13 protein-coding genes are annotated in these 15470 nt (G+C 34.8%); 4 read left to right on the top strand and 9 right to left on the bottom strand.

The features are described from left to right. Nucleotides 1-17 precede the first annotated feature (17 nt). Nucleotides 18-464 carry a DoxX family membrane protein gene (locus tag LPC23_RS03580; protein WP_229331137.1) on the top strand — a complete coding sequence of 149 codons (447 nt, stop codon included), beginning with the start codon at nt 18-20 and terminating at the stop codon, nt 462-464. 59 nt (nt 465-523) lie between these two features. Here the strand turns inward: LPC23_RS03580 and LPC23_RS03575 are convergent, their stop codons facing one another. The 7 genes from LPC23_RS03575 to LPC23_RS03545 form a co-directional block, all read right to left on the bottom strand. Then, a complete protein-coding gene (locus LPC23_RS03575; protein ID WP_229326617.1) occupies nt 524-805 on the bottom strand; it encodes a F0F1 ATP synthase subunit delta/epsilon in 282 nt (93 codons plus the stop codon). 85 nt (nt 806-890) lie between these two features. Beyond that, entirely contained in the window at nt 891-2402 is a 1512-nt protein-coding gene (gene atpD / locus LPC23_RS03570) for a F0F1 ATP synthase subunit beta (protein WP_229331135.1), read from the bottom strand. Nucleotides 2403-2604: 202 nt separating this feature from the next. Continuing rightward, a complete protein-coding gene (locus LPC23_RS03565) occupies nt 2605-4137 on the bottom strand; it encodes an SGNH/GDSL hydrolase family protein (RefSeq protein ID WP_229331133.1) in 1533 nt (510 codons plus the stop codon). A gap of 28 nt (nt 4138-4165) precedes the next feature. After that, nucleotides 4166-7012 carry a TonB-dependent receptor domain-containing protein gene (locus LPC23_RS03560; RefSeq protein WP_229331131.1) on the bottom strand — a complete coding sequence of 949 codons (2847 nt, stop codon included), beginning with the start codon at nt 7010-7012 and terminating at the stop codon, nt 4166-4168. A 287-nt stretch (nt 7013-7299) separates the two neighbouring features. Further along, nucleotides 7300-9147, bottom strand: a complete 1848-nt coding sequence (glmS, locus tag LPC23_RS03555) for a glutamine--fructose-6-phosphate transaminase (isomerizing) (RefSeq protein WP_229331129.1) — start codon at nt 9145-9147, stop codon at nt 7300-7302. Nucleotides 9148-9156: 9 nt separating this feature from the next. Beyond that, nucleotides 9157-10728, bottom strand: coding sequence for a BamH family beta-barrel-assembly machinery protein (locus LPC23_RS03550; protein ID WP_229331127.1), 1572 nt, complete (start codon nt 10726-10728; stop codon nt 9157-9159). 16 nt (nt 10729-10744) lie between these two features. Beyond that, nucleotides 10745-11557, bottom strand: coding sequence for a glycogen/starch synthase (locus LPC23_RS03545; protein WP_229331125.1), 813 nt, complete (start codon nt 11555-11557; stop codon nt 10745-10747). Nucleotides 11558-11664: 107 nt separating this feature from the next. Between LPC23_RS03545 and panC the strand changes: the two genes are divergently transcribed. The 3 genes from panC to radA all read left to right on the top strand — a co-directional run bounded on the left by panC (nt 11665) and on the right by radA (nt 14367). After that, nucleotides 11665-12513, top strand: a complete 849-nt coding sequence (gene panC / locus LPC23_RS03540) for a pantoate--beta-alanine ligase (RefSeq protein ID WP_229331123.1) — start codon at nt 11665-11667, stop codon at nt 12511-12513. A 14-nt stretch (nt 12514-12527) separates the two neighbouring features. Then, nucleotides 12528-12878 (top strand): aspartate 1-decarboxylase, encoded by a 351-nt coding sequence (gene panD, locus LPC23_RS03535; RefSeq protein ID WP_229326604.1) that lies wholly within the window; start codon nt 12528-12530, stop codon nt 12876-12878. A 127-nt stretch (nt 12879-13005) separates the two neighbouring features. After that, the gene (radA, locus tag LPC23_RS03530) at nt 13006-14367 is read left to right on the top strand and encodes a DNA repair protein RadA (RefSeq protein ID WP_229326603.1); all 1362 of its coding nucleotides are present in this window, start codon (nt 13006-13008) and stop codon (nt 14365-14367) included. A gap of 2 nt (nt 14368-14369) precedes the next feature. On the opposite strand, the gene LPC23_RS03525 is transcribed toward radA, so the two are convergent. Next, nucleotides 14370-14972: a lipoprotein signal peptidase gene (locus LPC23_RS03525; RefSeq protein ID WP_229327124.1), complete on the bottom strand. Its 603-nt coding sequence runs from the start codon at nt 14970-14972 to the stop codon at nt 14370-14372. Nucleotides 14973-15088: 116 nt separating this feature from the next. After that, nucleotides 15089-15469: a TraR/DksA family transcriptional regulator gene (locus tag LPC23_RS03520; RefSeq protein WP_229326602.1), complete on the bottom strand. Its 381-nt coding sequence runs from the start codon at nt 15467-15469 to the stop codon at nt 15089-15091. Between the last annotated feature and the right edge of the window lies 1 nt (nt 15470).

Raw genomic sequence — 15470 nt, 5'->3', positions numbered from 1 at the left:
TTCTAAATTAGGTTCCCATGACACAACATTTCAACTCCTTCTATTGTTCGTTTAGTATAAAAATTGAACGACATAGCATTATAATTATGCGAATCGCTTTAGCTATTGTTTACATTTGGTTTGGTGGATTAAAAATAATCGGAATCAGCCCTGCAGGTGACCTAGTAGAGGAAACGGTTTTTTGGTTCAAGCCTGAGATTTTCATTCCAGTGTTAGGACTATGCGAAGTATTCATTGGGTTAGGACTATTGATCAAACGATTAGTGCCGCTTACGACACTCTTGTTGTTACTGCATATGATAGCTACTATTTTTCCACTTTTTCTTCTAACAAACGCTTGTTTTGATAATTTTCCATACCGTCCAACTCTTGTGGGTCAATACATTATCAAAAATCTAGTTTTGGTAGCTGGCGTCTTGGTTATTGCGGGAAAACACAATAATAATTATTGTTCTCAACAGTAATGGTATAAAACAAAAAAGCCTAACGAATGTTAGGCTTTTTTAATGAATCTTAATTCGTATTAGTCAGCTAATAGAATTACTTTATTGTCTTTCATTTCGATTGTTCCTGACTCCACTGATAAGGTATACAATTGGTCATTTACTTTCGTTAATTTAGCTGCTGCTTCTTTAGAAAGCGTAAAACTTGGCGCTGCAATTTTTACAGTTCCTTTTTTAAGCAAAGAAACAATTGGCGCGTGATTATTCAAGATTTGAAAATCTCCATCAACTCCTGGAAGGTATAATGAAGTAATTTCTCCTGAAAATAACTTTGCCTCTGGTGATACTATTTCTAAAATCATTTTGATAATTGATAATTGATAATTGATAATTGATAATTGATAATTTTTTACATTGTCAATTGTAAATTATCCATTGTTAATTGAATTATGCTTCTGCTAACATTTTTTCTCCAGCCTCAATTACTTGTTCAATAGTTCCTTTAAGGTTGAAAGCAGCTTCTGGCAAGTGATCTAATTCACCATCAATAATCATGTTAAATCCTTTGATAGTATCTTTAATGTCAACTAATACCCCTGGAATTCCTGTAAATTGCTCAGCAACGTGGAATGGTTGAGATAAGAAACGTTGAACACGACGTGCTCTAGATACAGACAATTTATCTTCTTCAGATAACTCTTCCATACCAAGGATCGCAATGATATCTTGTAATTGTTTGTATTTCTGCAAAATTTCTTTTACTCTTTGTGCACAATCATAGTGCTCATCACCTAAAATTTGTGGTGTTAAGATTCTTGAAGTAGAATCCAATGGATCTACCGCAGGATAAATACCTAACTCAGCAATTTTACGAGACAATACTGTTGTAGCATCTAAGTGAGCAAATGTTGTTGCTGGCGCCGGGTCAGTTAAATCATCCGCAGGTACGTAAACCGCTTGTACAGAAGTAATAGATCCCTTGTTTGTAGATGTGATACGCTCTTGCATAGCTCCCATTTCAGTTGCTAATGTCGGTTGGTAACCTACTGCAGATGGCATACGACCTAAAAGTGCCGATACCTCAGAACCTGCTTGTGTAAAACGGAAGATATTATCCACGAAGAACAATACATCTTTACCTTGATCAGATCCAGCTCCATCACGGAAATACTCAGCGATAGATAATCCAGAAAGTGCTACACGAGCACGAGCTCCTGGTGGCTCATTCATTTGTCCGAAAACGAAAGTAGCTTTTGACTCTCTCATCCCTGGCATATCTACTTTAGACAAATCCCATCCTCCATTTTCCATAGAGTGCATGAATTCCTCTCCGTATTTAATAATTCCAGACTCTAACATCTCACGAAGTAAGTCATTTCCTTCACGAGTTCTTTCACCAACTCCTGCGAATACTGAAAGTCCACCGTGACCTTTTGCAATATTGTTGATCAACTCTTGAATCAATACTGTTTTACCTACTCCAGCACCACCAAACAATCCAATTTTACCCCCTTTTGCGTATGGCTCAATTAAATCGATTACTTTAATACCTGTAAATAAAACTTCAGAAGAAGTTGATAAATCTTCGAATTTTGGAGCAGCTCTGTGGATTGACAATCCATTTTCTCCTGTTTTTGGTAAGTTCCCTAAACCGTCAATGGCATCTCCAATAACATTGAATAAACGTCCGTAAACGTCTGGTCCAATTGGCATTTGGATTGGATTTCCTGTACCTACTACTTCATAACCTCTACTCAAACCATCTGTTGAATCCATCGAAATGGTACGTACAGTGTTTTCACCAATGTGCGATTGTACTTCTAGAACCAAGATAGTTCCATCTTTTCTTGTGATTTCTAACGAATCATAAATTTTTGGAAGTTCAACATCTTTACCGTTGAAAACAACATCAACTACTGGACCAATGATTTGGGCAACTTTTCCTATTACTTTAGACATTACTTATGTATTTATTAAATAGCTATTTAGGTTTATGAAATTGACTTAATTGAAAGTTATCAAATAAATCCTTTTTTCAGACTGCAAAGATAATTTTTAAAATATAAAATCAATAATTTTTTGTTAAAAAAACTACATAAATATTAACCCATAAAAAAACCACCGCCTTTTGAGCAGTGGTTAATAATTTAAAGCTGTTTATTTATAAACTAGCTGGAAATAAAATTCTATACTTACCTAAATCAACTTTTTTCAAAGTTGAAGCGTATTTAGCATTAATTGCATCAATAAAAGCATTTGAAATTAAAGCATATCCTCTTGGACTTGGATGAACTCCGTCTAATGAGAAAGAACCTCCAAATACAAATTGAGATGTCATTGTGAAATTATTTGAAACAATCCCAGTACTTGACAATTGGTTCATTATCGCTTTAGCATCAACAAAAGCCAACCCTTTAGAATCAGCTATCGCCTTAATACTTGTGTTGTAAGCATCTGTAGCAACTCTAATAGCTTCAATCTCTGAAGGAATCAAAACATGCATATCTTGTAATGGATATGAGATACCAAAACTATTTAAAGGTGCTGGAGGAGCAAATCCAAGTCCTGAATTTGCAGCTGTAGGCGCAGCACTAATAGCAGATTGTGTAGTCAATAAAACCAAATCAGCCGAAGTTGTTTGACGCGCTTGACCAAAAACAGCCCCGTAAAAAGCAGCGGTTGTAGCCCCTAATGTAGGAGTAAAAGCAGCGGTTAATTGAGCTGACAAATTAGGTAATGATTCATCTCTAATTAAAAGAGGATTTGCAGCTGTGGCAGAAAGTAAATTAATTCTATCCCCAGCTCCAAAAACAGTTAACGCTTGTTTTAAAGGTCCGTATAGCTGTGCATTTAGTGTAGCAAGGTTAGCCCCTAATGCAGCTGGAGACAAAGGACTTGAAGGTACTGTAGTAAAGAATGGCAAGGTATTAACATACGGTAAATTAGCCACCACTCCTTTTGCTCCATTAGCTGTCATACCGTTTACTAAAGTATTGTAAACACTAGCAAAAACAGTAGGGTCAGTTATATCATTTGAACCGTATGTAGCTGGGTTCATATTTCCAGTTTGGTTAGTTCCTACTCCTCCAGATGTTGCAAATCCTAAAACATCATTTCCTCCAATCCATAATGAAAAGAAAGTTGGTGTTTGCGCCACGGCATCTCCTAAAACAGTTGATGTAGCAGAAGTTGAAAAACGAGCATAGTAAGGATTAGCTAAACCAGCAGCAACTCCAGCAACATTACCATAACCAGCAGCAACTAAGTGGTAACTTTTAGCTCCAGGCACTCCTAAGTTTCCAAACGGACCAGTTACTTTAGTAGCAACATTAGTTGTAGGCGTTCCTGAAACAGGAGTTGGAGCAGCTCCGTTAAAAAACAAACGTTGATTTGCAATAACATTTCCTCCTAATAGTAAGCCTCCAGTGTTATCAGCTGTAAAAGGAGTTGTAAAAGCACCTCCACCAGCTTCCGAAAATTGCTGAGCTAATATGTTAGGATAAGCTCCTTTTTGAGCTTCAATAAATAAAGCGCCATCGCTAAAACCTGCCGCAAAAGAATCTCCTAAAGCAACATATTTTGAGAATACTGCAGAACCAGCAGATACTGGCTCTTCAACAATAATATCTTCATCATCATTACAAGCTACAAAAGTTAACGAAACTAATAATAGCCATTTGAAATTTTTTATCATGATTGTATTTTTTATATTATTAAATCAATTATGGATTAATTGTCCATGAAGCAAAATACTGTTGCCCAATTGCACCTGCACCTAAAACTTGGATATACTCTCTACCTCCTAAGTTAGCCGCTCCAATTTTAAGCGTAGACTTCAATTTTGGTATCAAATAGTTAATTTGAGCATCAATAACTGTAGCTGAAGGAATTACCCCATCCACCATTGTAGATTCCCATATGTATTCACTATTCCATCTTCCACTAATATTGAACCCAAAGTTTTTGAATAGTTTTTCGTTTCCAAAAGAAGCTTTAACTCTGTGTTTTGGTGTGTTAAATCCTGCTTCAAAACTTGGATTTGCTGTGCGATCAAAATCAAATTCAGCAAAGTTATAATTCATTCCTACTTCAAAATCCTTGTATACTTTTCTAGATAATCCAACACCAAAACCAAGTGATTGGATTTCAACATCCGTATTAGTATACAATTGGAAAGCTCTGATGTTCCCATTCTGCAATGCATGAAGCGACTGCACTCCTGGATCAGCAGCTCCAGCACCAGGATTTGGAGCGTCTTGTGCTTTACCATATAAAGGCGCAACTACATTTAAGTTTCCAATAAAGTTGTTGTACACATTATAATAACCATTAAGATCTATTGACATATCTTTAATAAACGAACGGTATCCTAATTCAAAAGCTTTCACTTCTTCTGGTTTTACGAACTGTAAATTTGTTTTTCTTAATACAGCAGGATTTCCAGTAGCACTCAACTGAGCTACAGAAGCCGCAGTATAGGAGTTGTTATAAGCATTTAGACCTGTAATATTTACTGATGAACCACCCGCAAACAATTGCCCTATCGGTGTTTGAATCTGCAAAGTTTCTCTATATCTAGTCAAGTTATCAGGAGCAGATCCTAATAAAATAGCACTACCTACGTTAAACCCAATATATTGATCTTGTGTAGTTGGGTTTCTAAATCCTGTTTGAAAAGACGCTCTAAAATTATGTCTTCTGCTTTCTCCTCCTGTGTATACCATAGAAACTCTAGGAGAGAAGTTGCCTTCAAAATTTTGAGCTTTGTCATAACGAATAGATCCTGTAAATTTTAAACGATCATCCATTACCTTTTTCATTACTTGAGTGTATGCTCCATATTCATTATAACGAATTGGACCATCAGCATCCGTATAAATACGACCAAATGAATTCAATACGTATTCTCTGAAAGATCCCCCCACTTGAATTTCTGCAAATTTGATTTGATCTTTAAAATTATAATTCACATCCGAATGATTAATTCTTGAATTATCTACTAATCTTGATCCTGATAATACATTTGGATCAGCAATTACTTGATTGAAAGCATTAACGAATCCCGGAGTTCCTGGCAATAATCTTCCAGTATCTGCTGTTGCACGAGCTGCTTTATGAGCGTTCTCTGGAGTCATTCCTGCCAAGGTGGAGGAAACGTATGCTCCAGCATATTCCCCAAACCATTGGCTGTCACCTTTCCATTTACGGTTAACATTAATACCTGTAAACAACATATCATACGATTGTCCTCCATCTTCTGTAGTAGTATACCCTCTAAGGAAGAAGTTTTTACCTTTGAATTCCAACTTATGCTGTTGCATAGAAAAATTATTCAAATAATACCTGTTGGCTCCTTGATAAACAGCATTACCAAAACCAAATTTACTTTGCCAGATCACTTCTAACTTTTCATTACCAAAAGGTCTCAAATGAACTGAGAAATCAATCTTAGTATTAGAAGCTTTGTTATCTGTCAAATCTGTCTCATTATAACCCGTTCTACTAACATTTGTATTTGGTAAAATAGCATTAAAAGCAGAAAATTGTGCAGCAGTAATTCTACCCGCACTTAAAAGTCCTGAAGCGACATTTTTAATATTGGTTGAAACTTCGTCCCCGTAAACATTTATACCATTATAATTTGGGTTTAATCTATTATCTCCAATAATTTCATCACCATTAGCTGAATTTATACCATTAGTATTGGTAGCAAACCAATCGGTTGCTCTCATATAAGTAAAATTAGCTTTAGCTGCTAAATAAGGACTAAATGCTTTAGCCATTCTTACACCATAATCCAAATAATCATTTGTTCCAGCTGCTTGTTGACTCGTTTGACCAAACTTTGCATACGCCGTGATTCCTTCACTTGTGAATGGATTTTTACTATTCATAAATAAAATCCCGTTGAAGGCATTTGCTCCATACAAAGCAGAAGACGCTCCTGGAAGTAACTCTACACTTTGTGTATCTATTTCTGAAACACCTATCAGGTTTCCTAAAACAAAGTTCAACAATGGAGAAGAGTTGTCCATACCATCTACTAGTTGCATGAAACGTGTATTTGCTACCGTAGCAAAACCTCTAGTATTAATGGACTTGAATGACATACTACTCGTATTCATTTGAACCTCTTTAAGATTCTCTAGTCCGTCGTAGAAAGAAGGCGATGCAGTTTTCTTAATCTCTGCAATACCCATTCTTTCAATAGTTACTGGAGATTCCAATACACGCTCAGGTGTTCTTGAGGCAGAAACTACTATTTCATTTAACTTTGTTTCTTCATCCATAAGTGTAACTGCTACTTTTTGATTGGCAGTAGTAATTGACACCTTCATAGATCCAAAACCTAAAGCGGTAATTTCAATTTGGAACGGTAATTTTTTAGTTGTATTCAAAATGAATTTTCCGTCAAAATCAGTTATTGCACCTGATTTGTCTCCAACAACCTTAATGTTGGCTCCGGGAACAGATTGTTTATTACTGTCTAAAACAGTACCTGAAATTGTGTTTTGAGCAAAAGAAATGCTGCAAAAAAACAAGGTCAAAAAAAGTAAGTATACTCTCATTGGTTTAAATTTTGTTGGTTTATGCAGCCAAAATACAAATATTTTTTGCTTTTAATAGAAAAATCGTATGAAAATTTCATTTTTAACAACTAATACCCAAAATTCTAGCTATTTAGCATTTGCCTTCGTTAAATAATTGTCAGTATTTGATGTGGTTTTTGAAAAAAAAGAATGTATTTTTTCAAAAAACGGAACGTTATTGAAAAAATCATAAAAAAATAGCGTTGGGTAAAAAATAAAAAAAGCAAGATAAATCTTGCTTTTTTACTAACTATATGTGCTAATTTTTACTCCACTGTAACCGATTTTGCTAAATTTCTAGGCTGATCTACATTACAATCTCTCATTACTGCTATATGATAGGACAATAATTGCAAAGGAATTGTTGTAATAAGTGGCGATAAAGCATCTGAAGTTTCAGGTATTTCTATCACAAAATCAGCTAAATCGCGAACTTGAGTATCACCTTTAGTTACCACCGCAATAATACGCCCACTTCTTGATTTTATTTCTTGAATATTACTAACTATTTTATCATAATGTCCTTGCTTAGGAGCAATAACAATAACAGGCATTTGCTCATCAATTAAAGCAATTGGGCCATGTTTCATTTCTGCTGCAGGATATCCTTCAGCATGAATGTATGATATTTCTTTTAATTTTAACGCCCCTTCTAAAGCAACAGGAAAATTATAACCTCTTCCTAAATACAAACAATTCGTTGCATCTTTGAAAGTAGCTGCAATTTCTTTTGCTCTTTCATTCGTATCTAAAGCTTCTTTAACCTTCTCTGGAATAATCTCTAATTCTTGTAAATACTGATGGAAATCAGATTTTGACAAGGTACCTTTGGCTTTAGCCAAACGCAACGCAATCATCGTTAAAACTGTAATTTGTGTGGTAAATGCCTTTGTAGAAGCAACACCAATTTCAGGACCAGCATGGGTATAAGCACCTGCATGCGATTCTCTAGAAATAGAAGATCCCACTACATTACAAACACCAAAAACAAATGCTCCGTTTTCTTTTGCCAACTTAATAGCGGCCATTGTATCAGCTGTTTCACCAGATTGTGAAATAGCTATAACAACGTCTTTACTGCTTATAATTGGGTTTCGGTATCTAAATTCGGAAGCATATTCCACTTCAACTGGAATTCTTGCAAATTCTTCAATAACATATTCAGCTACAAGTCCTGCGTGCCAAGAAGTTCCGCAAGCCACAATGATAATTCGATCAGCATTTAAGAATTTTTCTAAATTATCTTCAATACCTGCCATTTTGATAATTCCTTCATTAGCATGAAGTCTTCCTCTGTAAGTATCTTTAATCACACTCGGCTGTTCGTAAATTTCTTTTAGCATGAAATGATCATAACCTCCTTTTTCAATTTGCTCCAAATTCATTTGAAGTTCTTGAATATAAGGATCTACAAGCGAATCATCCTTGATTTTACGAACTTTCATAGGTTTATGCAACCTGATATTTGCCATTTCTCCATCCTCTAAATAAATAGCATTTGAAGTGTACTCTATAAATGGTGAAGCGTCTGAAGCTATAAAATATTCTCCCTCGCCTACCCCTATTGCTAGAGGGCTACCTAAACGAGCCGCAACAATTTCATTAGGATTTTTAACATCAAAAACTGCAATTGCATAAGCACCTATCACTTGGTTTAATGCTACTTGTATTGCTTTTCCTAATTTTAAATTTTCTTTAATCTGAACATCTTCAATCAAATTTACTAAGACCTCTGAATCCGTATCAGAATGAAAAACATATCCTCTTTTTATCAATTCTTCTTTAAGAGGAGCATAGTTTTCAATAATCCCATTATGAATAATGGCTAAATTTCCTGAATTTGAAAGATGAGGGTGCGAATTTACATCGTTTGGAACACCATGTGTAGCCCAACGTGTATGACCCATTCCAATTGTTCCATTAGTTGTGATTTCAGAAGCAGCTTTAGCTTCAAGATCAGAAACTTTACCTTTTGTCTTAGACAACTTCAAGTTTACTCCGTCATATAACATAACACCTGCACTATCATAGCCACGGTATTCTAATCTTTTCAATCCTTTAATTACTATAGGATAGGCCTCTCTATATCCAATATATCCAACTATTCCACACATATATTTAGTCTAATTTGGTTTTGTATAATAAATTTGAAGTTTTAACCTTTTATCGGCAGGTACTCTGGAGCTGGTTCCGTAAAGTACTGTTCCAAGAGGATTCATAACTGCTGCTTTAGGAAACTTTGATGTAAATGCATTTGCGCTTCTTAATTTCGAAAAAGTAGGCTCTGCGATATTCTCAGTAACAACTAATCCTAACTTTACATTTGTAGAATCAGAATGCTTGATTAAATTTCTAATCTGATTAGTAACTCTAACTTTATAGGATAGACCACGACCATTCGCTCCTTCTTGTTTTGTAAGTAGTCCTCCAAAAATAAATTTAGAATTTTTAGGGTTTGGCGAACTAGTTGGATCTAAATTGAAATCAGCTATTGGTATATTATGAGTAAGATCATAAAGATACAAACGGTTAGGCTCGTCAGAACCATTCATTTTATTTGCATCAATATGAAAAATTAAATTCGCTTCGTTAATTAACCAACCGCTAGTTCTTATTCTGTTCAACTCAGCTGCTGAATTGAATAAGTTAATTACTGCCATTGACCCTTGCCCGCCTTTAATATAAAGATTATCATCTCCCTCGGTAGTGTTTGGATTATTTACCGTATTTAAATAGGACGCAACTGTATTTGTATCTTCAAATAAGTTAACCGAATTACCTGTTAAATTTAAATCTAGAGATTTAGAAACTCTTGTTGTTACTCCATTGGTGACCAAATCTTCGGTATAATTAATAGTAATTCGTCCTGCTTTGAAATTCATCATAGCTAAACTTCCAGTGCTTCCTGGAACTGTTTCTACTTTAAAATAAAGGCCCCTAAAATACTCTTTAAAAACATCATTTGCTGCTAATTTACCTGCTGGTGCATTCAAAATTTTAGAAGTGAAAAAATTGCTATTTAATCGCAAACGCATTGCAGGAACTGATCTGTTCAACACTACATTTCCAGTCGATGCTATAGATTTTTGAACTATTTCTTTTGGGCTAAATACAAAGGCATCATTCTGAGAAGCATCCGAAGAATTATTCAATCGAGAACCGATTTTTGCATTATCAAAAGTATTGTTTTGATCAGTAAAAAAAGGCTGTGAAGTCTGAAAATTAGTCGATGGATCTAGATCTCTCATAAAAAAGCCCGATTCGAAAACACTCAACTTTATAGGCGCTTGACCTCCATATATTGAATCTAACTCATAGGTTTTACTGCCGTCTGCATTGGTTGTTTTTAGAGTGCTAAAATAGGGTACAGATAAATAAACGCTATCGATTACAGCATTAGCACCTATGGAAGGGGAAACAGTTGACAAATTCACTTGTGTTGCAAAATGAGATATTGTTTTACCAAATGAAGAATTAGTGGCAATCCCTAACGAATTTACAGGTAAATTAATTGCATCTACTGGTCCAACTTTCTGATTATAGGCGACAACATCAGAAGTATATTGCAAAAAATCAAAATTGTTTTGACCAAGTAAATCAGCTCCTATTGAATTATATTCTTTATCGCAAGAGTATAGAAAAAAGATTGAGATAAAAAACAGCAGCGTTCTCTTTGCAAAAGAATTATTGTACATAATATTGGGTTGAATTTTAAACTTTAAGCACTTCGTTTTTGTAAAAATTAGTATACGCATCAGCAAATACTTCTTTTGACTGGAAAGGTAAAAAAGGTTTTCCCGAAGATTCAATATATTTTGTTAAACTTGGTGAAACATTTTCACTAGCAACAATAATTGCATCCGAATGCTTGAGACTTGTCATGATAATGTTCTCATAATTTGGCACTTCAAGATCCAAAATAGATTCTAAAGGAACATTGTCAAACTTCACTTTTTGCATCATTTGAGTGTCTAAAGCACCATCAAAAGATTGACTGTAAACAGACGTAACTATTTTTGTATCAGAAAATAAAGCTTCGTTTTTATAAAAATGCTTCATATAAACCGGTAACATTGCAGCTAACCAACCATGAACATGAATAATATCTGGTACCCAATTTAGCTTTTTGACTGTTTCTACAACTCCTTTAGCAAAAAATATTGCGCGTTCGTCATTGTCTGGATACAACACATCATTCTCATCGGCGAAAGTAGCTTTCCTCTTAAAGTAGTCATCATTATCGATGAAATAAACCTGAATTCTTTCTTTTGGAATAGATGCAACTTTTATAATAAGTGGCATATCTAAATCATTTACTACCAAATTCATCCCTGAAAGTCGAATTACTTCATGCAACTGATGTCGTCTTTCATTAATATTACCATATCTAGGCATGAAAATTCTGATTTGCCCTCCTTGATCATTTATCATTTTAGGAACGTCATAGGACATCAAAGAAACCTCATTTTCAGCAAGATAAGGAACTACTTCAGATGATACATATAATATCTTCTTGTCTTTCATATTATAATTAACTAAATTTTTTGGCAATAAAAACCGAGCAAAATTACAAAAATTTATGCACTTTATAACAAATATGTTAAGTTTGCACTCCATTTAAAACAACTGGTATGCCAATTTTCTACGCGAAAGAACAATTAATAGCACACTTAGAGCTTATCAGTACTGCTGATTCTTCAATTGGTTTTGTTCCTACGATGGGCGCGTTACATAGTGGTCATCTTGCTTTAATGCAACAATCGCTTACAGAAAACACACATACTATAGTTAGTATTTTTGTCAATCCGACTCAATTTAATAATCCAGAAGATTTAGCAAAATACCCCCGCAATCTTGAAGCTGATCTAACAAAAATTACCGCATTAAGTACCAATATAATTGTTTATGCTCCCACAGTAGAAGATATTTACAGTGGAAATCCCGTCTCACAATCTTTTGATTTTGATGGATTAGAAAATCAGATGGAAGGTCAATTTAGACCCGGTCATTTTAATGGCGTAGGAACAATCGTTAAGCGTTTATTTGAAATAGTGAATCCTACTAGGGCTTATTTTGGAGAAAAAGATTTTCAACAATTACAAATTGTAAAAAAACTAGCTGTTAAATACAATCTTCCTGTAACAATTATTGGCTGTCCAATATTCAGAGAGACCAATCAACTAGCGATGAGTTCAAGAAACGAACGCTTATCTGAAGAAGAAAGGAAACAAGCAGGTCTCATCTATCAAACATTGGCTCAGGCTAAAATTAAATTCCAAAATGAAGATATTGAAAAAGTGAATCAATTTGTCCAACAGACATTTGAAAATCATCCACTTTTTGAATTAGAATACTTTGTCATAGCCGATGAAGAAAAGTTAATCACATGCCATAATAAAGATAAAAACAAAAACTATCGTGCTTTTATAGCGGTTTTTGTCAACAATATTCGTTTGATTGATACCATTTCATTAAATTAATTTACTTTTGTACTATGCAAATTCAAGTTGTAAAATCAAAAATACACCGCGTTAAGGTAACTGGAGCTGATTTAAATTACATCGGCAGTATTACTATTGACGAAGCTTTATTAGAGGCTTCTAATATAATTGAAGGCGAAAAAGTAGCCATTGTGAACGTAAATAATGGCGAACGTTTTGAAACCTATGCTATTAAAGGAGAGAAAAATTCAGGGACTATCACATTAAACGGACCTGCTGCAAGAAAAGTACAAAAAGATGATATTATCATCATTATTTCGTATGCAACACTTGAATTTGAAGAAGCAAAAACCTTTAAACCTTGGATTATTTTTCCAAATGAAAACGACAATTCTTTGACTTAGTCAAGAATATATACATTACAAACCACTCTCAAAAGGAGTGGTTTTTTGTTTTATCAACAATCTATTTCCAATAATTTTTTTAAACGATTCTTTACTGTAAATTTGAATTCAATTTATTTCAAGAATTATGTCGAAAGTGAAAACTACTTTTTTCTGTCAAAACTGCGGGACACAATATGCCAAATGGCAAGGGCAATGCAATGCCTGTAAAGAATGGAATACCATTGCCGAAGAAATTGTCCAAAAACAAGAAAAAGTAGCGTGGAAAAGCGAACCGACAAGCGCTGGAAAAGCACCAAAACCCTTGCGAATAAATGAAATCGACTCTGCGCAAGAAATTCGTCTAGACACAACAGACAACGAATTGAATCGCGTTTTAGGAGGCGGAATTGTCCCGGGTTCCTTAATTCTTTTGGGAGGCGAACCAGGTATTGGAAAAAGTACGCTTTTATTACAAATTTCGCTTAGCTTACCCTATAAAACATTATATGTTTCTGGGGAAGAGAGTCAGAAACAAATCAAAATGCGTGCAGAACGCATTACCCCAAACGGTGATAATTGCTATATTCTGACCGAAACCAAAACACAGAATATCTTCAAACAAATTGAAGCCATCCAACCTGAAATCGTCATTATAGATTCGATTCAAACGCTGCATACCGATTATATTGAATCTACACCAGGTAGTATTTCTCAAATTAGAGAAACAACGGCTGAACTAATTAAATTTGCCAAAGAAACCAATACACCTGTTATTTTAATTGGTCACATCACTAAAGACGGAACCATAGCTGGGCCAAAAATTTTGGAACACATGGTCGATACGGTTTTACAATTTGAAGGCGACCGAAATCATGTGTACCGTATTTTACGTTCGCTGAAAAATCGTTTTGGCTCCACTGCCGAAATCGGAATATACGAAATGTTAGGCAGCGGCTTACGCGAAGTATCCAATCCTTCTGAAATTTTGATTTCACACAAAGACGAAGAATTGTCAGGAACTGCTATTGCTACTACTTTGGAAGGTATGCGTCCTTTGATGCTCGAAATACAAGCTTTAGTCAGCACGGCAGTATACGGAACACCGCAACGTAGTACAACTGGATACAATGCCAAAAGACTGAACATGATTTTGGCGGTTTTAGAAAAACGTGCTGGTTTCCGTTTGGGTGCTAAAGATGTTTTCTTGAATATCACCGGAGGCATTTCCGTAGATGATCCAGCTATTGATTTGGCAGTGGTGGCCGCTATTTTGTCTTCCAATGAAGACATTCCTGTGAACAAAGATTTTTGTTTTGCAGGCGAAGTAGGCCTTTCAGGCGAAATTAGACCTGTAAACCGTGTGGATCAACGCATCCAAGAAGCTGAAAAATTAGGTTTTTCAACGATTTTTGTGTCCAAATACAACAAAATTGCCTTGAAAAATACAGGGATTAAAATCCGTTTGGTCGCCAAAATTGAAGATGTGGCTGGCGAATTATTTGGATAATTTTAATTTTGTGTTGGAAATGCTTTTGCGTTAAAAAAAAGTAAAATCCCCACGCCGGTAGAAATGGCTACGTCAGCAACATTGAAAATAGCATTGAAAAAAGTAAATTCTTTACCGCCCCAAAAAGGAATCCAAGAAGGTAAATTACCTTGCCAGATGGGAAAATAGAACATATCCACTACTTTACCATGAAACCAGGTTCCGTAGGGTTGATTGGAAAACATAGTAGCTACATTTTGTTGACTATCATCAAAAAATATTCCGTAAAAAACAGAGTCAATTATGTTCCCAAAAGCTCCTGCCATAATTAATATTATCGCAACTATAAGGTAGTTAGAACTGTTCTTTCTTGTAATAGAATCCCATAACCAATACCCTATGCCTGCAACAGCAACTAATCTAAATAAAGTTAAAAACAACTTCCCATATTCGCCAGGTATTTTAGTACCCCAAGCCATTCCTTCGTTTTCAATAAAATAAATTTTAAACCAAGAAAACACTTCCACTTCTTCCCCTAAAACGAAGTTAGTTTTTATGTAAATTTTAGACAATTGATCTATTATTAAAATCAAAATAACTAAAAGATAAGCTAGACGTAATGAGATAAAATTCTGTTTCATGCGGCAAAAGTAAATAAATTCCAAAAATAAAAATTCCAAATCCCAAGATTTCTAATCAGAAATTCTTGAAATTTGGAAAGGTATGCTTTTACAGCGATTTCTTATCGTTGCATATTTTTAGCTTCGATACTCATTGTAGCGTGAGGCACAATTAACAAACGTTCTTTGCTAATTAATTTTCCTGTCACTTTACACACTCCGTAGGTTTTATTTTCAACACGGAAAAGCGCATTTTTCAAATCACGAATGAACTTTTCTTGACGAATGGCTAATTGTGAGTTGGCTTCTTTAGACATGGTTTCACTACCTTCTTCAAACGCTTTGAATGTTGGAGACGTATCGTCTGTTCCATTATTCAAATCATTCATATAAGCACTTTTAATCAAGTCTAAATCTTCTTGAGCTTTTTGTATTTTCTTTAAAATTAATTCTTTGAATTCTGCTAAATCAGCTTCTGAATATCTTGCAATTTCATCTATCATA

Source organism: Flavobacterium ammonificans (assembly GCF_020885975.1).
Lineage (GTDB): Bacteria > Bacteroidota > Bacteroidia > Flavobacteriales > Flavobacteriaceae > Flavobacterium > Flavobacterium ammonificans.
This window is presented reverse-complemented; position numbering and strand designations above follow the sequence as displayed.